We start from the raw sequence: 19,337 nt of genomic DNA, 5'->3' as shown, positions 1-19,337 counted from the left end.
ACACAGGTGGACTGGTAGAGAATACCAAGGCGCTTGAGAGAACTATGCTGAAGGAACTCGGCAAAATGCTCCCGTAAGTTCGCGAGAAGGGAGACCTCTGATCGGGCAACCGGTTAGGGGTGGCACAGACCAGGGGGTGGCGACTGTTTATCAAAAACACAGGGCTCTGCGAAGTCGCAAGACGACGTATAGGGTCTGACGCCTGCCCGGTGCTGGAAGGTTAAGAGGAGGTGTGCAAGCACCGAATTGAAGCCCCAGTAAACGGCGGCCGTAACTATAACGGTCCTAAGGTAGCGAAATTCCTTGTCGGGTAAGTTCCGACCTGCACGAATGGCGTAACGACTTCCCCGCTGTCTCCAGCATAGACTCAGTGAAATTGAATTCCCCGTGAAGATGCGGGGTTCCTGCGGTCAGACGGAAAGACCCCGTGCACCTTTACTACAGCTTCACACTGGTATTCGTAATGACATGTGTAGGATAGGTGGTAGACGTTGAAGCATTTGCGCCAGCAGATGTGGAGTCACCCTTGAAATACCACCCTTGTCCTTATGGATATCTAACCGCGGCGCAACAACGTCCGGGACCGTGTGTGGCGGGTAGTTTGACTGGGGCGGTCGCCTCCCAAATGGTAACGGAGGCGCGCGAAGGTGGGCTCAGAGCGGTCGGAAATCGCTCGTTGAGTGCAATGGCATAAGCCTGCCTGACTGCGAGACTGACAAGTCGAGCAGAGACGAAAGTCGGCCATAGTGATCCGGTGGTCCCTCGTGGAAGGGCCATCGCTCAACGGATAAAAGGTACGCCGGGGATAACAGGCTGATGATGCCCAAGAGTCCATATCGACGGCATTGTTTGGCACCTCGATGTCGACTCATCACATCCTGGGGCTGGAGCAGGTCCCAAGGGTTTGGCTGTTCGCCAATTAAAGTGGTACGTGAGTTGGGTTCAGAACGTCGCGAGACAGTTCGGTCCCTATCTGCCGTGGGTGTAGGAGAATTGAGAGGATCTGTCCCTAGTACGAGAGGACCGGGATGGACGTACCTCTGGTGGACCTGTTGTGGCGCCAGCCGCATTGCAGGGTAGCTATGTACGGAAGGGATAACCGCTGAAAGCATCTAAGCGGGAAACCCACCTCAAAACCAGTTCTCCCTGAAGAGCCGTGGAAGACCACCACGTCGATAGGAAGCGTGTGGAAGTGCAGCAATGCATGAAGCTTAGCTTTACTAATAGCTCGTTCGGCTTGATCCTCTCATTAGTCAATGTTCATCTTGAATTGGTCCGCATAATGTCGAACCTTCGGTTCGACCTATCCGGACTATTCCAGATCATTTTAAGTGCACTACCGGCCTTCGGCCTACTTGAGTGCGTTTGAAATCATCTAAAAAAACAAAAAAGACCAGTTTTACAATTTATCTGCCCTTCGCCGGCCTGGTGGCTCTAGCGGGGAGCCCCCACCCGATCCCATCCCGAACTCGGCCGTGAAACTCCCCAGCGCTAATGGTACTGCATCTTAAGGTGTGGGAGAGTAGGTCGCTGCCAGGCCTGCAAAGCGCAGATAAATACCTCTTCAATTGAAACAAGACAAAATACCTATGACGCGGGATGGAGCAGTCCGGTAGCTCGTCAGGCTCATAACCTGAAGGTCGTAGGTTCAAATCCTACTCCCGCAACCAAATCCCCCAAAATAAACAAAACCGCGCATAAAAGCGGGGCTATTTGCCGCTTGAAACAGCCCAGATCAGGAACTCTTGGTCCCTGCAAAGCTTGGAAAAACTAATCCTCAAAATCTCAACTAAGACCAGGTATGTCCCTCAAGGGAAGAGAGTTCCAAACCGCAGGTTTGGCAAGACCGCCAAGTGCATTCCGGCCGCCGCTGCCGATGCAACGCGACCGCGCAGGCTAGGCTACAAAGCAGCCGACCAGCCGTGAGAGACATATAACTTCACAACCAAATTGCCCTTCGCCGGCCTGGTGGCTCTAGCGGGGAGCCACCCCGTCCCATCCCGAACTCGGCCGTGAAACTCCCCAGCGCTAATGGTACTGCATCTTAAGGTGTGGGAGAGTAAGTTGCTGCCAGGACTGCAAAGCGCAGATAAATACCTCTTCATTCAAAGTGTGCTACCGCCCTTCGGGCTACTTGAGCATGCGAAACTATATAGCGTTCACGGTTGAGCGGGCCTAAAGGCCCTAACCTCCGCAAAGGCGCTCTGACCGGGTGGCGGCCACTTGCCCTTGCCTTCGCTGCGCTCCGGAACCTAACGTCCCAAAATAGCGCAGCACATCGGTCTCCTGAATTATTGTGCCGAACCCTTGAAGGAAACAGCACGCGCTCAAGCAGCCCGAAGGGCGATTGCGCAAACTAATAACCCGCGATGCAACAGCCCCGCATCGCCCGTAGGATCGCGAGATCCCAGGACCTGCAAGGTAAAAAAGCCGGGCTATAAACTTATCCCACGAGGAAACTTCGGCTCCCTCAGATATAAACAAATAACCCGCAATGCAGCAGCCCGGTAGCTCGTCAGCCTCATAAACTGAAGCGCGCAAGTTCAAATCCTAATCACGATAACAAATACACCCAAAGGCTTGCCAACAAGGGCGGCTTTCGCCGAATTCTGACGTGGGCTACTAGACCTGGATTTCGCAACTCCCGCCGCAAAGGCCCACTGAGCGGTTCACGACTAATGGCAAGGCGCGCCGTAGCCGATAGGGAGTACAGCGAAACGCTTTGTAACAGGTGTCCGGGTTACGCTCTTCTACAATTGCCCGGCGTACCGCGCCAGATGATGGTCAACATCACCAAAGGCCAATTCAGTGACCATTGTCCTCTTAACGTAGTCGCCGAGTTCATAGTCTTCAGTCATGCCGATACCGCCGTGCATTTGGATGGCGTTCTGGCAGATGACGCGGCCCCGTTCACCCAAAAACACTTTGGCAGCCGAGATCGCTTTCTTCCGGACGTGTGCATCCGAACTGTCGGCAGTCATTGCGGCCTCATAAACCAATGACCGGGCGTGTTCAAAGTCGATCATCATTTCGGCCAGTTGATGTTGCAGGGCTTGAAATTCGCCGATCGGCCGGCCGAATTGTGTCCGGACTTTCAAATACTCAGTTGTCAGGCCAATTATCTTTTCCAGTGCTCCAAGAGCTTCGGCGCAAAACGCGGATGTTCCGAGGTCTGCAATATGTTCGATGTTTTCGAGAGCGTGATTTTCTGGCCCGAGAAGATCAGAAGAGTTGACCGGAACATCTTTCAAGACGACATCGGCACCGGTGCGGCCATCAGCCAAACGATAGGTTTTTAAGGCGACGCCGTCAGCATCAGGCCTGACGAGAAACAGACTGATCCCATCCGGGCCGGTTGGGGCATCTCCATTGGTTCGGGCAGATACGATCAAAAGATCGGCTGACGGTGCTCCGATGACGGCGGATTTTTGCCCGGAGAGCCGATAGCTAGTGCCGTCCTTGATTGCCCGGGCCGCCACATGGCTAACGTCGAACCGGCCCTCTGGTTCCAAAAGCGCCACGGCCAGCTTTTTTGATCCATCCGCGATGCCCGGCAGCAAGGCCTGTTTTTGTTCTGCCGTTCCGGCCAATTGGATCGCACTGCCGCCCAGGACAACACTTGCCAAAAAAGGTTCGAAAGCCAAATGCCGCCCAAATTCAACCGCGGCGACCATGGTGTCGACGGCGCTGCCGCCAATGCCGTTATAAGCCTCGGGGATAGGCAATCCGAGCAGGCCCATATCGCTGAGCGCGGTCCAGACTGCAGGGTCATGGTCCTTGTCGTCGGAAAGCAGGCTCTTTCGGGCCTCTTGGCCACAATTGTCGCTCAAAAGCTTGCTCAAGCTGTCCGAAATCAGAGACTGTTCTTCGCTATAATTGAAATTCATATCGTCTGCTCCGTTAGCCCAAGAGCGCCTTGGAAATAATGGTTTTTTGGATTTCGGTGGTGCCGCCATAGATCGTCGCCTTGCGCCGGTCGATGTAAGCGGGCATCCGCGGAATGGCATAGTCGGGGCCGACCGTGTCGCCGTTCCAGGCCGGGTCCATCGCGGCTTGCTGCCAGGGCAGGGCATGAGCACCAACCGCGTCCATCTGAAGTTCTGCGATGCGTTGCTGGACTTCGGTTCCCTTGACTTTCAGAACTGAAGGGAAGGCTCCGTTCAAACCGGTCCCGCTGCCGCTGAGCATGCGCATGTTGGTGAGCTCAAGGGCCCTTAGATCGATTTCCAGTCGGGCGATTTTGGCCGCGAACAGCGGGTCTTCGATCAACGGTTTGCCGTTTTTCTTTTCTGACCGCGCTACTTCCAGAAGCTTCTGGAATTCCGCTTTGCAGCCGCCGACACCGGCGATGCCGGTGCGCTCGTTGCCAAGCAGGAATTTGGCGTAATCCCAGCCCTTGTTTTCTTCGCCAACAAGGTTTTCCGCCGGGACCCGGACATTTTCCAAGAACACTTCATTGACCGAGTGCATGCCATCGAAGGTGATGATCGGACGAACGGTAATTCCGGGCGTTTTCATGTCGACAAGTAAGAAGGAAATGCCCTGCTGCTTTTTGGGCGCCTTCGGATCTGTTCGAACCAGACAGAACATCCAGTCTGAAAAATGGGCGTAGGACGTCCAGATCTTTTGGCCGTTGACCACATAGTGATCTCCGTCCCGAACCGCAGACGTTTTTAGCGATGCCAAGTCTGACCCGGACCCGGGTTCGGAAAATCCCTGACACCAAGCAACTTCGCCTCTGACAATACCGGGCAAGTGCTGGGCTTTTTGAGCTTCGTTTCCGAATTCGATAATCACCGGGCCAACCATATTGACACCGAATGGAAGCACACGCGGTGCCCCGGCGACATAGGCTTCTTCGTCGTAGATATTGACTTGCATGGCCGTCCAGCCGCAGCCGCCATGTTCTTGGGGCCAACGTGGTGCCAGCCAGCCCTTTTTGCCAAGAATGCGCTGCCAGCGCATGAAATCCTCGCCGTCCAGTTTTTGGCCAGCCTTGACCTTATCGCTGAGGTCTTTGGGCAATTCAGCTGCCAGAAACTCCTGCACGTCTGCGCGGAAGATCTCGTCTTCCGGCGTATAGTTGATGTCCATGCCTCACTCCCTTTTATCCGCGCATCGGCGCTTGTCATTTGGCGCTCCTCAAGCGCCGGCCATCACTCCCGCCCGGCTAAAAGCCGTTTGGCGGTATAAGTGATCACGATTTCTCCGTTTTGATTGATGATGTCATTGCGTGTTGTAACAACAGCGCGGTTCCCCTTGCTGGTCGGCCGAACGTTGAGTACCTCAACGATTGCGTGGACGGTGTCGCCGGCGGCCACCGGTCCCAGGACTTTCTTGTCGACTTCAAGCAAGGCCAACCCCGTTGCCTGGATCAGCGTTTGGCATTGGATGCCCTCAATCAGAGTGTATGTGAGGGCTGCAGGCGCCACGCGGCCGCGTGCAGCAACGCCTTGACCAAACGTCTGATCAGTAAACAGGACCTCGGTCATGCCCGTCACACCAACAAAAGCAATAATGTCGGTTTCGGTAATGGTCCGGGCCAAAGTCTGAAGGCGGTCGCCGACGGAAAAGTCTTGCCAGGTGAACCCTTGTCCGACGAGCCGCGGTGTATCTGTCATGGGTGTTGATACCTTGATTGTTTATTTGAAATCCGGTGCCATATGGATGGCCTGACAGCTCAATCCGGCACGGAAATAATAGTAAGCATATTTATTATTATAGTGCGAACAAAATATCAGGCAAGGGTTTTGACAACGCCCCGATAAAGCTGCGTCAATGAATTATGCGCTTGAATTCTGGTGCGGCATTTCATTGGGCAGTGCGTCCCATGCACAAGCCTCAAACCACCACAAACAAAGAAAACGGAAATCGGCACCGCCCAATTACACAGCCAGAGGAGAGGCGGCTTCCGTGACTAGAAACTACAAAACCTAAAAGTGAAAGGTCTTAGGACGCCGTCCCGTTTAATCGGTCTTGCAAGTTCCGGCGGGCCTTTCTCAAAACTGAGATCAGTTGTTCTACTTCGGCCTCGTTGACGCCCTCAAAGGTGACTGAATTCATATGGCGCATACTGTCGCCAATTTTTTTCCAGACTTCTTGCATCTTTGGGGTCAGCCACACCTGTTTGGCGCGGCGATCTTTTGCATCTGGACGCCGTTCCACATAGCCTTTGGCTTCAAGACGGTCGACCAGGCCACTAACTGTGACTGTTCCGATATCCATGCGGGTCGACAGTTCAGTCTGGGTCAGACCGTCTTCTTTATGCAGATGATTGAGTACAAAAACCTGGACATGGGTCAGGTCATATTCGGTTGCCAGCTGATCGAATAAAATTCTCCGAAAACGGGCGATGTCGCTGAACAGGGTTCCGAGCTTGCGGTCCAGGTCGTGCATAGGAGTCCAATTTTATGTCTGCCAAAAAGCGGTATTTATCGCACAAAATAAGCACGCCGAGCGCGTGCGTACCCCGCTCTGGTTCTGGCAATGCCACCAGAGCGAATTGAGCGGGCGATCCATAGCAAATTATGTATATGTGAACAATAATCAGTTGGTCGAGGCTCCTTGTCAGGCGATTGCGCTGAGAAGATCATCGATGTCCTTAGCGGAGATACCCATTTCTTCCAAGATTTCACGGCTGTGCTGGCCTACCTTTGCTGGCGGGGCGCCATCATTATGGGGCCCATCCTCATTGGCCATGAAAGGTGCACCTAAGAGGGGGGTCTTATCTGACACGCCGTCAAGAGGACCGGAATCAATCAAAAGACTGCGATGGCTGAGTTGTGGATCTGACAAAGCCTGGCCCAAATCGCGCACCGCCTGAACCGGGACACCATGTGTTTTCAAAATGAGAAGCCAGTCCTCTGTGCTGCGGGTGAGAAAGACCGGTTTCAATAACTCCCGCCCTTCATCCAGATGTCTGTGACGTGTCTGTTCGTCCTTGAAGCGGGGATCTTCCAGCAGATCTTCCAGGCCGACCGCTTTAAAGGTGTTTTCCTGATGGCTGGCGGTGAGCGTTGCCAGCAGAATCACACCGTCAGACGTTTCAAAGGTGCCGGCTGTCGGTTGGGCCATGGGCGATTCATTGCCCATGAGAGGCGGCAGGTGACCCCGCACCAAATAATCCGCGCCCTGGCAGCACATCAGCTGCAATGCCGTGTCATACATGGCAACATCGAGGTATTGGCCTTCGCCGGTTAACGCCCGCCGGTAGAGAGCTGCGGCAATGGCAAAGGCTGCGGATATACCGGTTGCGACGTCAACCAGCATGAACCCGATTCGTGTCGGCCCGCTTTCCGGGTGCCCGGTCAGCGACATCATGCCGGAATCCGCCTGAATGGCGGAATCATAAGCTTTTTCGGAGGCACGTGGCCCAGTTTGTCCGTAGCCGCTGATCGAGCAATAGACAACGTTCGGATTTTTCTTGCGCACGGTTTCATAGTCGATGCCGAGCTTTTGCGCCGTACCCGGCACAAAGTTTTCGACGATAACATCTGCACCAGCAACGAGCTTGGCGGCAACGTTGCGCCCAAGCGGAGACTTCAGATCGAGTGCAAGGCTGCGCTTTCTCAAGTTGCCGGTCAGGAATGCTGGAGACAAGCGTTTTTCGGCCATTTCCGGACTTGCCAGAACCCCGCGCAGCTGGTCACCGTCGCCGGGTGGCTCGACCTTGATCACATCGGCATCGAGAAGGGCCAGCATCTGGGTCGACATCGGCCCAGAGAGGGCGCGGGTGAAATCAACCACCCGCAGTCCTTGAAATGCCCGCATGTTACCCTGCCGTCTTGGCGGTTTGAGGTTCCGGGGAGCGCGGGACGATCACAGCATCGAGTGCAACGGCTCCCTTTGGCAGAACAACAAATGGATTGATGTCAATCGATTCCAGCCGATCGGAATTTGCAGCTGCAAAAACAGACAGCCTCGACAGAGCTTCAGCAAGCGCATCTAGATCGGCAGGGGGCGCTCCACGGACTCCATCCAGCATCGCCCGTCCTTTGATACCGTCGATCATGCGGTGGGCTTCATCGATCCCGAACGGGGCAAGGCGGAAGGTGACATCCTTCATCACCTCAACAAAAATTCCGCCAAGGCCGAACATCACAGCCGGACCAAGCACCGGATCGCGGGTCACGCCCAAAACGGTCTCAATACCGCCGCTGACCATTTCGCAGACCAGAATTCCCTCGATATTGGCGTCCGGATGCGCTGCACGTGCACGTGTTAAGATGTCATCGAAGCCTTCGCTGATGGCTGCTTCGGTGTTCAGGCCAACCAGGACCCCGCCGATTTCGGTCTTGTGAAGAATATCTGGCGACGCGATTTTCAGGACCACAGGCCCGCCAATCTTATGCCAGGCGGTGACAGCTTCTTCGGCGCTGGCCACCAGAATGTCCCGGGTCACCGGGATGCCGGCGCTCGCTAGAATGGCTTTCGCACCAGCTTCAGAGACATCGTTGTCCGGGACCGGCGCAGCGGTTTTTGGCAAAGCAGGGGCGGATTGCGGCCGGCCGCGCTCAAAGGTTTCGTGGAACTTGGCGAGCGCTGCCACAGCCCGGATCGCCATCACGGGATCCTCATAACACCCGATGTTCAGCGCCTCATAGGTTTCGATGATCTCCGGTGTGGCGATCATGCTGAGCGCCATTGGGGTGTCGGGATGTTTGTCTCTGAGATCCTTAAACGTCTTCAGGACAAAATCCTTCAAGCCCGGGGACTGTGGCGCGCTGGCAAGATAGGTGGCAAAGGCATCGCAGCCGCTTTCGCGGATCGATAAATCAATCCCTTGGCCAATCACTTCCGGCTGGTTGAGCACCTGCCCGGTGATGTCGATGGGATTGCGCACCCCGGCATAGGGGATCAGGCCAAGGAGCTTTTTCTGCAAGTCCTCTGGCATGGCGGGCACATCCAAACCGTTTTTGACCGATTCATCGGCCATTTGGATGCCAACACCGCCGGAAACGGTCTGGATGGCCATTTTCCGGCCTTTCGGGAAAATGCCCGTCTGGCAGGCATAAGCGACATCAACCATCTCCTGGCAGCTTTGCGCCCGGTAGACGCCATATTGCTCAAACAGCGCGTCATAGATGGCATCGTCTCCGGCAAGGCTGGCTGTGTGGGTGGCAGCAGCTGCTGCACCGACGTCAGTATCGCCCACCTTGATCATGATCACGGGCTTTCGGGCTGCCCGCGCAAGGTCGAGCGCCTCACAGATCCGGTCCTTGTCCTTCGCGCCTTCTGTGTAGGCCATGATGGTGGAGACATCCGGGTGTTTTGCGTAATAGGCGATCACCTCGGCGACATCAATATCGGCTTCGTTTCCGGTGGTCACCCACATGTCCGTAGCAACGCCGCGCCGTTGCGCCATGTAGAACATATGCGCGCCATAAGCGCCGCTTTGGCTGATGATGGCTGTTTTGCCTGGAGCCAGCCGGAGGCTGGCCTGGACGCTGGAAAACGTGCCGAACCAGCCGGCGCTGACGCTGAAAGCGCCAATGCAATTGGGTCCGATCAGGCGCATGCCCGCGTCTTTAGCAGTCGCGGCAATCCGGTCCTGCATTGCGGCACCGTCTTCCCCCAGTTCGGCAAATCCGGAACTGAAGACGATGGTGGTCTTGGTGCCTCGGGCAGCACAATCGGCAACGGTGTCTGCGACGAGCGGCGCGGGCACAGCGATGATGGCACAGTCTACGGGTTCGGGAACATCCGTGATGCTGGGATAGGCCGCCAGGCCCTGGACAGTTGAGCGCTTTGGATTGACCGGATAGATCTGGCCTTTAAACCCGCCGGCAAGCGTGCTTTGGACCGGACGGCCGCCGATCCTGTTGGGATCATCCGAGGCGCCAATAATGGCAACGGATTTGGGTCTCAAAAGGGCATCCAGCGAGTGGTGTGTCGTTGGGGTTAGAATATCGGCCATAAACCGCTCCTCGCTTAGATCTGCCGGCCTGCATCGGCCCAAAAGGCATCGCGCAGCTTGCGTTTGAAGATTTTTCCGTTGTCGTCGCGCGGCAGGCTGTCTTTGATCAAGATCTTGCGCGGGATCATGTAGTTGGCAATCCGGCCTTTCAGGAAGCTTTGCAGCTGGCCGGTATCAATGGTTGCATCGGGTTCGGGCTGTATGGCAACGGCAATTGCCTCGCCGAGGTCGGGATCCGGGATGCCAAAGACGGCGCAATCGTGTACTTGCTCGTGATTGAACATCGCCGCCTCGATCTCGGCCGGATAGATATTAACGCCCCCGGAGATGATCATGTCGCGCTTTCGGTCGGAAATGAAGAGGTATCCTTCCTCATCCAGGTACCCGATGTCGCCAACGGTGAAGAGCCCATCACGCTCGACGGCTTTGCGGTCTTCCGGGCGGCCTTCATAGACGAAATCCGGAAACGAGTGCAGGCGGCAATAGATTTCTCCCGGAACATTCGGCGGGCATTCGGTTCCGTCTTCATTGAAGATTTTGACGGTCGCGTCCTCCACAGCGCGGCCGACTGTTCCCGGCCGAGCGAGGGCTTCCTCGCTAGAACACAGTGTGACAGCTCCGGTTTCCGTCCCGCCGTAGTATTCATAAATCACCGGACCCCACCACTTGATCATGGCTTCCTTGATGTCAGGGGGGAACGGTGCACCGGCGGCCACGATGTGTCGCAGGGAGGAAATGTCGTATTGCCGGCGCACCGTATCTGGGAGTTTCAGCAAGCGGATGAACATGGTTGGCACCATGAATGCAGTCGTGATTTTTTCTGTCTCGATGATCTGCAGGATTGTTTCCGGGTCGAACCGGGGCACCAAAATCAAATCGCCGCCCACATCCACCGTCAGCATAGCAAAACGGTTGGGGGCGGAATGATACATCGGGGCGACCATCAAGGTCTTGCAATCCTTATTAAAGATCTTGTTGTAGCCCGTGCTGACCAGGGTCGGGTTGGTCAGCCGCCGCACGCCCTTGGGATGGCCGGTGGTTCCAGAGGTATAGATCATCGCAGCTTGGCCATGGGCATTTGGCCCATCCCAAAGCGGAAAATCAGAAAGCCAGGAATCCCAGGTCGGAAAATCTTCGGGCAGCGCACAGTCCTCAGCCGGTAAGCCGTAGGTTTCAGCAATATCGGCCGGGGTCGGAACAATAACGATCTCCAAGTCGTCAATGAGATTTTCCGGCAAGTCTGCGCCAATGCGGTTCCAGAGATCTGAGTGCAGCACAAACACCTTGGCCTTGCAGTCGGCAAGGATGTAAGCGGCTTCCTCGGCGGTAAATCTCCAGTTGATTGGAACGGCAGCAGCCTTGACCATGGCTGCTGCCAGATCCATGACGACAACTGGAAAGTCGTTGCGCATCATGGTGGCGACTGTGCCGCCCTCGGTTACACCGGCTTTCAAAAAACCATTGGCTGCTTTGCGAGCTGTTGTATGCGCTTCTGTATGGGCCATGTTTCTTGGACCGCAGATCAAAGTATTGGGCATGAATGTTTGGTCTTTTCTCGTCTTAGCGGCCCAAAAAATTGGGTTTGCGGTTTTCTCCAAAAGCCCGCACGCCTTCTTCAAAGTCCTTGGTATTGAAGGCTTTGCTTTGGCACGCAGCTTCCAGGCGTAAAGTGTCATCGAGTGAGGCCGATTGCGCCGCCGCGATTTCCCGTTTGATGAGCCCAAGGGCCACCGTCGGACCAGCAGCAAGGCGCTTGGCAAGGGCTGTCGCGGTGTCCAAAAGCGCTTCGTCGTCTGTCACTTCGTGAACCAGACCCCAGTCCTTCGCCGTTTCGGCATCCATAGAGCCGCCGAGCATTGCAAGCGCTGTTGTGCGGGACGCGCCAATCCGGTGGGTTAGGAGCGATGAGGCGCCGCCGTCCAGAACCGCTCCGATCCGGGCAAACGAGAGGTGGAACTTTGCGGACTTTGCGGCAATAACGATGTCGGAGGCCAGAACCATGGAAAACCCGGCACCAGCGGCAGGGCCGTTGACAGCGGCAACGACGGGAATCGGAAGATCGCGAAACGCTTGGACGACCCGGTTGATACCGCCCAGGATTTGCGTTTCGATGTGCTCGCGGCGCGCCAGAATGGTGTCCAGCTCCAGATCGGCGCCACTGCAAAACCCGCGGCCGGATCCTGTGATTAAAACAGCGCGCACGCTGGGTGCATGCAGCTCAGCGGATAGTTCGACCAGCATGGCTTCACGCATTTCGGTCGACAACGCGTTGAGCCGGTCCGGCCGGTTTAACGTCAGGGTCAGCAGGCCGCCGTCCCGTGTCACAAGTAGATCGCTCATTGCTCCTCCCCAGGATGCGATGGTGCGGGCGGTTCCTCTTTCCGCGCCGCGGATTGATTGGGCCCGGCTAGGTATCGCTCACCGGGCCCGGTCAGAAAGTGGCAGCTTTACGCCCCCATCTTTCCGACGATCGCCAGAGAGCAGACGTTCTGGTGCGGGAAACCGCCCAGATTGTGTGTCATGCCAAACACCGGCTCTTCCTTGCGCTGGCGGTCACCGGCGCGGCCCTGCAGCTGAAGATACATTTCGTAGATCATCCTGAGGCCTGAGGCGCCGATCGGATGGCCAAAACATTTGAGGCCGCCGTCGATCTGGCAAGGCACCTTGCCGTCGGCGTCATAAAAGCCGTCCATGATGTCTTTGACCGCCCCGCCTTCGGGAGAAATGAACAGATCCTCCATGGTCACCAGCTCGGTGATTGAAAAACAATCATGCACTTCAAACAGGCTGATCTGATCGCGTGGATTGCTAATACCGGCTTCTTTGTAGGCCCGTTCGGCGCATTTGCGTGTGGTGACAAAATGGCTGCCGTCCCAGGAATTGTGCTGGGCTTCCAATCCATTGGAGGCGGCGAGTTGCAAGGCTTTCACGGTGATCAGATCGTGTTTGCCAAGGGATTTGGCGATCTCCGGTGTGGTGACAATGGCACAGGCGGACCCGTCAGACACACCGCAGCAATCAAACAATCCAAGCGGTTCGGCGATGATCGGGGCAGTCAGCACCTTGTCTTCATCGATCCGGTTGCGCAGATGTGCTTTGGGATTGCGTGAACCATTGTCATGGCTTTTGACGGAAATATGCGCCATGGCCCGCTTTAGATCACCCGCATCAATACCGTGTTTGGCCTGATAGGCAGACGCCAGCTGAGCGAAAGAACCAGGTGCCGAGACATTGGCCCAGAACAGATCGTTGACCGATCCCCGGTTGCGCTGGGGCAGACCGCCGTAGCCCGTGTCTTTCAATTTCTCGACACCGAGCGCCAGCGCGATGTCAGCCGCCCCGGCTGCAACCGCATAAACGGCCCCGCGGAAGGCCTCCGACCCGGAGGCGCAGTAGTTTTCAACCCGCGTAACCGGAATGTTCGGCAGGCGCAGCGCCATCGATAGCGGCACGGCGGATTTTCCGACATGCTGTTCTTCGATGGCTGTGCCGAGCCAGGCCGCATCGATTTGGTTTTTCTCGATACCAGCATCGCCGAGTGCCTCGGTAAAAGCTTCGATCATCAGATCTTCGGCATTGTCGCTCCAGCGTTCGCCAAAGCGCGAGCAGCCCATTCCGAGAATCGCGACCTTGTCTCTAATTCCAGATGCCATTGTCCGTCTCCTCCTTATTCTGCCGCTTCGGCGGGCGCAGTGCCCTGGTAGTCGTTGTCCGGCGTTGCTTTCCAGAAGTAGCGGCGGAAGCCCCGGTTTTTGTCGTGATCCTTCACCCGGAACATCAGTTTCATTGCCATGCCGACTTGCAGATCCTGGTCCGGATCGATGTCGGTGAAGTCGGCCATCAACCGGCCGCCGTCTTCAAACTGGATCATGCCGTAATGCGCGGGCGGGTCTGGCGAATAGGTCAGCCGGTCCGACGTGAAGGAATTGAGGCGGGCCTTCTTGTCGGCAAAGGCATGATCTTCCTGCGTGCCGATGGCGCCGCAATTCGGATTGACGCAGACATTGCTTTTGGGGAATTGCAGCGTCCCGCATTCCTTGCAGCATCCGCCAATCATCCGCTGAGCCATGTCACGGTTGCGGTAGTGAGTGGAGAGGCCTGTCTGTTTGTCGACCTCGGCCCGGATGCCCTCTTCCATGGTGACGAGGCCATTGACGGTGAGAAAGCGAGCATAGTTGCTGTCGGCCCGGCGGCGGGCCAGATGGCCGGAAATCGCTGTGCGCGGTGCCAAGGTTTTGATGGCATCGGTGGTTTCAAAAATCAGCGCATCACAGCCCTGACCAAAACCGGTTACAAGGATTTTGTCGCCCGGCTTCGCTGTTTCCAGAGCATGAACCAGCATGACCACCGGATGAGCCGCTCCGGTTTCACCGCAAGTGGCCTGCAAGTTATCTGCGACGGCGGTTTCATTCAGTCCGGTTTTTTTGGCGAGCATGCCGGCCACTCGTTTCATGGCCGCAGGAAAGCAGAAGGTATTGATGTCACCGGCTGCAACACCCGTCTTTTCCAAGACGGCGTTGATGGCTTCTGGCACGATTTTCAAATAACCTTCGTCGCGCAGCCAGCGTTCTTCCCAGGCGTAGTCATAGTCATGGCCGGAGCCGCGGAAGTGATCGACAAAGTCAGCCGCTTCGGTATGGGATCCGACAAAGCGGGCGACCACATTGCCTTTACCGACTAGGACGGCAGCAGCGCCGTCGCCGTAAGTCATTTCTTGCGGGCTAGCGGCTTTTGTCTGGCGCTGTTCGGATGCCGTAAACAGGATCGGAGCGCCAGACCCGTTTGCCGCCTGCAAAGCAACGGACAATCCGGAGCTGCCTGCCCGCTGGGAGGCCGCGAGATCCAAGGTCATCAGTTGGCTTTTGAGGTTCAGCGCCTCGGCAACCACGCCGGCATTTTGCCTGTCCTCAAAGGGAAAGCTGGTGGACGCCATAAAGACGGCGGAGATTGAAGACCGGTCCTGGCCTTTCAGGCAATCCCGCGCCGCTTCTACCGCCATGGTGATTGCGTCCTCATCCCAATTGGCAATAGCGCGTTCGCCCTTGGCCAATCCTTTTAGGCCGGGATTGTACCAGCCATGCATCTTGGCAATTTCGGTGCGTTGCAACCGGCTTTGCGGCAGATAACCGCCAAAAGCCAGAATTCCCAAATCCATGATGTCTCTCCTCCCGCGCCCATTCGGCGCCTATGTCTTCGGTTTGCGGTCAAACAGCTTGAATGCCCCTGATGCAGTTGCGATCAAGGTGCCGTCCGGCAGGACAATCTCTCCTTCAGCGAAAAACACCGACCGGCCACCGCCGATCTTGCGGCCATGGGCCCTGAGCAGGCCTTTGCGCATCGGCGCAATGAAATTTGTGTTGAGCGTTAAAGTCATGCAGTAGAAGCGCGGCTCTGGTGGCGGCCGGTAGCAACCTGCCATGCCGCAGGCAAAATCAAGCGCGCTGACCAGAACTCCGCCATGCGTGATGCCCATGACATTGGTGTGGTAGTCTTCAATCTTAACTTCGACACAGGCATGGTTGCGCTGCCATTCGGTCAGCTCAAAACCAACATGCTTGTTGAATTCCCCTATGGCGTCCGATGGCTCGGCAAGCGTCATGGTGTCTCCCAAATAATCTGTTCAGCGGCCGGGCTTTTGTCCGCGGTCCTTGCTCGTCGAGGGGCTTGCGGATTTGAGGCATTGCCTGCGCGCCTGTCCTGGCTGGTTGACATGAATATTATATGGCTTGAATATAATTCGCAAGCGTATTATTAATATGCGATACAAATCATATGGCGCGGTCAAGCTTGCGGCCGAATCCGCCCAAAAACTCAGGGGATGTGAATGTCCGACAATACTTTGCTCGAAGGAAAAGTCGCGATCGTAACCGGCGCTGGACGGGGTGTTGGCCGTGAAATTGCGCTGTTAATGGCACAAAAAGGTGCGCGTGTTGTCGTCAATGACCTCGGCGGGACAGGCGGCGGTGAAGGTGAAGACGCGCTGCCGGCAACTGAAGTTGTTAATGAGATCAAGGCAGCTGGGGGAGAAGCCGTCGCCAATTTTGACAGCGTCACGGACTCCAAAGCCGCACAAGGTATGGTTGATCAGGCTGTCGAGAGCTTCGGTAAACTCGACATCGTGGTCAACAATGCCGGCATCGTTCGCGACGCCATCTTCCATAAGATGACCGAAGATGAGTGGGATCAGGTGATCGCGGTACATCTGAAGGGAGCTTATAATGTTAGCCGGGCCGCGGCCACTTTGTTCCGCGAACAGCAATCTGGTCGTATGATCCACATGACGTCGACGTCTGGATTGATCGGGAATTTTGGCCAGGCGAACTACGCGGCGGCCAAGCTTGGCATGGTTGGTCTGTCCCGCTCCATCGCGCTTGATATGGCCCGCTACAATGTGACGTCCAATGCCATTGGTCCGTTCGCCTGGAGCCGCCTGATCGGCACCATTCCGATTAAATCGGAAGAAGAGCGGATCCGTGTTGAGCGCTTAAAAAGCATGACGCCGGCCAAAGTGGCCCCACTTGTGGCGGCGCTTGCTTCGGATGCGGCGCAAAACGTCACCGGCCAGGTGTTTGTATCGCGCGGCGGAGAAGTCATGCTGATGAGCCAGCCGCGTCCGATCCGGGCAATGGCAAAACCGGAAGGTTGGACACCGGAAACCATTCTCGATCATGCCTTCCCGGCTTTCTCCAGTTCGCTGGTGCCGCTTGAGCGGTCCGCCGATGTGTTCTGTTGGGACCCGGTCTGATGGCAATCGACTACGACAAACTCATCGATTGGCCGTTTGAAGAGGTTGAGCAAACGTACTCAGTCAAAGATTCGATCATTTATGCGCTGGGCGTCGGGTATGGTCATGATCCGGTGGATGAGGGGCAGTTGCCGTTTGTCTTCGAGGAGACGGATTTCACCACGGTCCCGACCATGGCAGTTGTCTTGGCCGGACCAGGTTTCTGGTTGCGCAAACCCGAAACAGGCATCAACTGGCGCAAGATCCTTCATGGTGAGCAGGCTATTCGCTGGCACAAACCCTTGCCGCCGAGTGCAACAGTGACCGCACGCACCAGAATTACGCGGATCCTGGACAAAGGTGCCGACAAAGGCGCTCTAATCTATTCTGAACGGGACCTCACTGACAAGGAAACTGGCGACAAACTCGCCACCTTGTCATCGACCACCTTTGCGCGCGGGGATGGCGGTTTCGGCGGGGCCTCGGGCCCTCAGCCGCAGCCTCACACCATTCCCGAGCGTGCCCCCTGCGCTGTCTGCGATCTCCCCACAAGGCCGCATGCAGCGTTGCTTTACCGCCTGTCCGGCGACCCCAATCCGCTGCATGCCGACCCGAAAGTGGCGTCTGCGGCGGGGTTCAAAGCGCCGATCCTCCATGGTCTTTGCACTTTAGGGGTCGCCGGACATGCGGTCTTGCGCAGTTTTTGCGGTTACGACGTCAACCGGTTCAAGTCATTGAAACTCCGGTTCTCAAGCCCGGTATATCCGGGAGAAACAATCCGCACCGAAATGTGGCGGGACGGGGATGCGATCTCGTTCCGCTCCAAGGTGGTGGAGCGCGATACGGTGGTTTTGGACAATGGATGCGTCGAATTGGGAGCGGCCTAAAGGAGGCAGCGCGATGGACGATACACTGACGGCCTGCAAGTCAATCTTTCAGGACATCGCCCGGTTCCGGGGGCAGTTGTTCGATCGGTTGATTGCGCCACACGGCCTGACCATGTCGCAAGCGCGCGTCCTGCTTCATCTGCTAATTGAAGATGAACTGACCCAATCGGACCTCGCCCGGCGGATGGACGTTGGCACTGTGACGGTGGGCGGCCTCGTGGACCGGCTGGAGGTGCGCGGCCTAGTCGAGCGGCGTTCCGATCCGGTCGACCGGCGGGCAAAGCGGGTGTGTTTGACAGAGTCCGCCCGGCCGCTTGAAAAAATCATGGACGAATGCAGTGCTGAAGTTGACGGTGCTTCTTTCCGGGGCTTGCCGGACACCAGCATTCACGTTTTGCTGTCCAACTTGCAGGAGGTTCGCAGGAACCTGCTGGAAACGCTCAATAAGGATGCCAGCTAAGCGGTTGGATCATCACGGGAGGATTTGGAATGGGGCCGCTTCAGGGGCTGAAGATAGTTGAATTTGCTGGAATAGGGCCCGGCCCATTCGGGTGCATGATGCTCGCCGACATGGGTGCGGAAATTCTGCGGATCGACAGGGAGCCAACCGGCGCCCAGAACATAGAAGGCATTGAAGATCAGCGAAAGAACAGCGTCGCGCGTGGCCGCAAATCCATCACCTTGGATCTCAAGGATCCCGACGCGATCCAAACGGCTCTCAAGCTGATCGAACGGGCGGATGCCTTGGTTGAAGGATTCCGCCCAGGCGTTATGGAGCGCCTTGGTCTTGGTCCAGATGTTTGCCTTTCCCGCAATCCGGCGCTTGTCTATGGGCGCATGACCGGCTGGGGCCAGACTGGACCGTTGTCGAGTGCTGCCGGTCACGACATGAATTATATTTCGCTCTCCGGTGCGCTCTGGTCGTTTGGCGAAAAGGGCCGGGATCCGGTTCCGCCGATGAATCTGCTCGGCGATTATGGCGGCGGCGGTATGTTTCTGGCCTTTGGGATTGTCTGCGCTCTTTTACAAGCACAAAAGACGGGCAAGGGCGATGTGGTCGATGCTGCGATTTGTGATGGCACTGCGGCCCTGATGGCGCCTGTCTATATGTGGCTTGCTTGCAATCGGTGGCAAAACCAGCGCGCTAGCAACCGCTTGGATGGAGCCGCGCCCTATTACGGTGTCTATAGGTGTTCAGATGGCAAATGGGTGTCGATTGCCCCCATTGAAGAAAAATTCTGGGCCCTCTTTCTGGAGCTTTTGGAGTTGGATCCTGCCCAAGTCGGTGACCGGCATGACCAAAATCGCTGGCCGGACATCAGGCGTGGTTTCGAAGCGATCATTGGAGCGAAACCTAGGGAGTACTGGTGCCGTTTGTTTGAAGGAACAGACATCTGTTTTGCGCCGATCCTGGATCTCGAAGAAGCCCCAAGACATCATCACAATGCGGCGCGGGAGATATTTGTTGAGCGCGATGGCGTGCTTCAGCCTGCTCCGGCTCCGCGGTTTGAAAACTCAAAGGTTGAGCTGCCTTCCCAACCTCCGGTGATCGGTGAACACAATGGAACCGCTTTGCGGGATTGGGGACTGGACGAAACCGATCTGAGGGTGCTGGAAAAGAGCAACGCGCTCTAAAATCTGCAGAAAAAATTGATTCATGCGTGGGAAACAGGAGTGCTTGCGCCAAGAAGCAATATATGCATATTATTCGCATGCATATAATAAATATAATGAATAATAATTGTGCTGCCGAAGGAGAATTTGCGGCCGGAGCGACATAGCCGCACGGATCGAGCCGGACGCCCGATCC

General features: G+C 56.4%; 15 protein-coding genes, 1 tRNA gene and 3 rRNA genes (1 of these 19 cut by a window edge). 8 read left to right on the top strand and 11 right to left on the bottom strand.

Going from position 1 to position 19,337, the window contains the following annotated elements:
• The 4 genes from ACOOFE_RS26270 to rrf (ACOOFE_RS26255) form a co-directional block, all read left to right on the top strand.
• A 23S ribosomal RNA gene (locus ACOOFE_RS26270) occupies nucleotides 1-1,245 on the top strand; it begins 1,481 nt to the left of the window's first position.
• A 179-nt stretch (nucleotides 1,246-1,424) separates the two neighbouring features.
• Nucleotides 1,425-1,539, top strand: a 5S ribosomal RNA gene (gene rrf / locus ACOOFE_RS26265).
• A 54-nt stretch (nucleotides 1,540-1,593) separates the two neighbouring features.
• Nucleotides 1,594-1,670 (top strand) — tRNA-Met (locus ACOOFE_RS26260).
• Between the two features lie 294 nt (nucleotides 1,671-1,964).
• Nucleotides 1,965-2,076 (top strand): 5S ribosomal RNA (gene rrf / locus ACOOFE_RS26255).
• 674 nt (nucleotides 2,077-2,750) lie between these two features.
• Here rrf (ACOOFE_RS26255) and ACOOFE_RS26250 read toward each other — a convergent pair.
• The 11 genes from ACOOFE_RS26250 to ACOOFE_RS26200 all read right to left on the bottom strand — a co-directional run bounded on the left by ACOOFE_RS26250 (nucleotide 2,751) and on the right by ACOOFE_RS26200 (nucleotide 15,515).
• Nucleotides 2,751-3,887 carry an acyl-CoA dehydrogenase family protein gene (locus ACOOFE_RS26250; RefSeq protein WP_420412753.1) on the bottom strand — a complete coding sequence of 379 codons (1,137 nt, stop codon included), beginning with the start codon at nucleotides 3,885-3,887 and terminating at the stop codon, nucleotides 2,751-2,753.
• A 13-nt stretch (nucleotides 3,888-3,900) separates the two neighbouring features.
• Entirely contained in the window at nucleotides 3,901-5,094 is a 1,194-nt protein-coding gene (locus ACOOFE_RS26245; RefSeq protein WP_420412752.1) for an acyl-CoA dehydrogenase family protein, read from the bottom strand.
• Between the two features lie 62 nt (nucleotides 5,095-5,156).
• Complete coding sequence (locus ACOOFE_RS26240) at nucleotides 5,157-5,621, bottom strand: MaoC family dehydratase (RefSeq protein WP_420412751.1); 465 nt, start codon at nucleotides 5,619-5,621, stop codon at nucleotides 5,157-5,159.
• 328 nt (nucleotides 5,622-5,949) lie between these two features.
• Nucleotides 5,950-6,396: a MarR family winged helix-turn-helix transcriptional regulator gene (locus ACOOFE_RS26235; protein ID WP_420412750.1), complete on the bottom strand. Its 447-nt coding sequence runs from the start codon at nucleotides 6,394-6,396 to the stop codon at nucleotides 5,950-5,952.
• 171 nt (nucleotides 6,397-6,567) lie between these two features.
• On the bottom strand, nucleotides 6,568-7,770 hold the full coding sequence (locus ACOOFE_RS26230) for a CaiB/BaiF CoA transferase family protein (protein WP_420412749.1): 1,203 nt from the start codon (nucleotides 7,768-7,770) through the stop codon (nucleotides 6,568-6,570).
• Nucleotide 7,771: 1 nt separating this feature from the next.
• Nucleotides 7,772-9,916 (bottom strand): acetate--CoA ligase family protein, encoded by a 2,145-nt coding sequence (locus tag ACOOFE_RS26225; RefSeq protein WP_420412748.1) that lies wholly within the window; start codon nucleotides 9,914-9,916, stop codon nucleotides 7,772-7,774.
• Between the two features lie 14 nt (nucleotides 9,917-9,930).
• Nucleotides 9,931-11,454 carry an AMP-binding protein gene (locus tag ACOOFE_RS26220; RefSeq protein WP_420412747.1) on the bottom strand — a complete coding sequence of 508 codons (1,524 nt, stop codon included), beginning with the start codon at nucleotides 11,452-11,454 and terminating at the stop codon, nucleotides 9,931-9,933.
• Nucleotides 11,455-11,476: 22 nt separating this feature from the next.
• A complete protein-coding gene (locus ACOOFE_RS26215; protein ID WP_420412746.1) occupies nucleotides 11,477-12,256 on the bottom strand; it encodes an enoyl-CoA hydratase-related protein in 780 nt (259 codons plus the stop codon).
• Nucleotides 12,257-12,363: 107 nt separating this feature from the next.
• Nucleotides 12,364-13,569, bottom strand: a complete 1,206-nt coding sequence (locus ACOOFE_RS26210) for an acetyl-CoA acetyltransferase (protein ID WP_420412745.1) — start codon at nucleotides 13,567-13,569, stop codon at nucleotides 12,364-12,366.
• Nucleotides 13,570-13,583: 14 nt separating this feature from the next.
• Entirely contained in the window at nucleotides 13,584-15,071 is a 1,488-nt protein-coding gene (locus tag ACOOFE_RS26205) for a hydroxymethylglutaryl-CoA synthase family protein (RefSeq protein WP_420412744.1), read from the bottom strand.
• A 30-nt stretch (nucleotides 15,072-15,101) separates the two neighbouring features.
• The gene (locus ACOOFE_RS26200) at nucleotides 15,102-15,515 is read right to left on the bottom strand and encodes a PaaI family thioesterase (RefSeq protein WP_141184145.1); all 414 of its coding nucleotides are present in this window, start codon (nucleotides 15,513-15,515) and stop codon (nucleotides 15,102-15,104) included.
• Between the two features lie 225 nt (nucleotides 15,516-15,740).
• On the opposite strand from ACOOFE_RS26200, the gene ACOOFE_RS26195 reads away from it, so the two are divergent.
• Genes ACOOFE_RS26195 through ACOOFE_RS26180 form a run of 4 tightly spaced genes read left to right on the top strand, consistent with a single transcriptional unit; the run spans nucleotide 15,741 to nucleotide 19,162 of the window.
• The gene (locus tag ACOOFE_RS26195) at nucleotides 15,741-16,661 is read left to right on the top strand and encodes an SDR family NAD(P)-dependent oxidoreductase (RefSeq protein WP_420412743.1); all 921 of its coding nucleotides are present in this window, start codon (nucleotides 15,741-15,743) and stop codon (nucleotides 16,659-16,661) included.
• A complete protein-coding gene (locus ACOOFE_RS26190; protein ID WP_420412742.1) occupies nucleotides 16,661-17,527 on the top strand; it encodes a MaoC/PaaZ C-terminal domain-containing protein in 867 nt (288 codons plus the stop codon). Before ACOOFE_RS26195 ends, ACOOFE_RS26190 begins: the two co-directional genes overlap by 1 nt.
• A 13-nt stretch (nucleotides 17,528-17,540) precedes the next feature.
• Nucleotides 17,541-17,987, top strand: coding sequence for a MarR family winged helix-turn-helix transcriptional regulator (locus ACOOFE_RS26185; protein ID WP_209010901.1), 447 nt, complete (start codon nucleotides 17,541-17,543; stop codon nucleotides 17,985-17,987).
• A 29-nt stretch (nucleotides 17,988-18,016) separates the two neighbouring features.
• Nucleotides 18,017-19,162 (top strand): CaiB/BaiF CoA transferase family protein, encoded by a 1,146-nt coding sequence (locus tag ACOOFE_RS26180; protein ID WP_420412741.1) that lies wholly within the window; start codon nucleotides 18,017-18,019, stop codon nucleotides 19,160-19,162.
• Nucleotides 19,163-19,337 lie beyond the last annotated feature (175 nt).

The organism is Roseibium sp. (genome assembly GCF_965216085.1).
Taxonomy (GTDB): domain Bacteria; phylum Pseudomonadota; class Alphaproteobacteria; order Rhizobiales; family Stappiaceae; genus Roseibium.
This window is presented reverse-complemented; position numbering and strand designations above follow the sequence as displayed.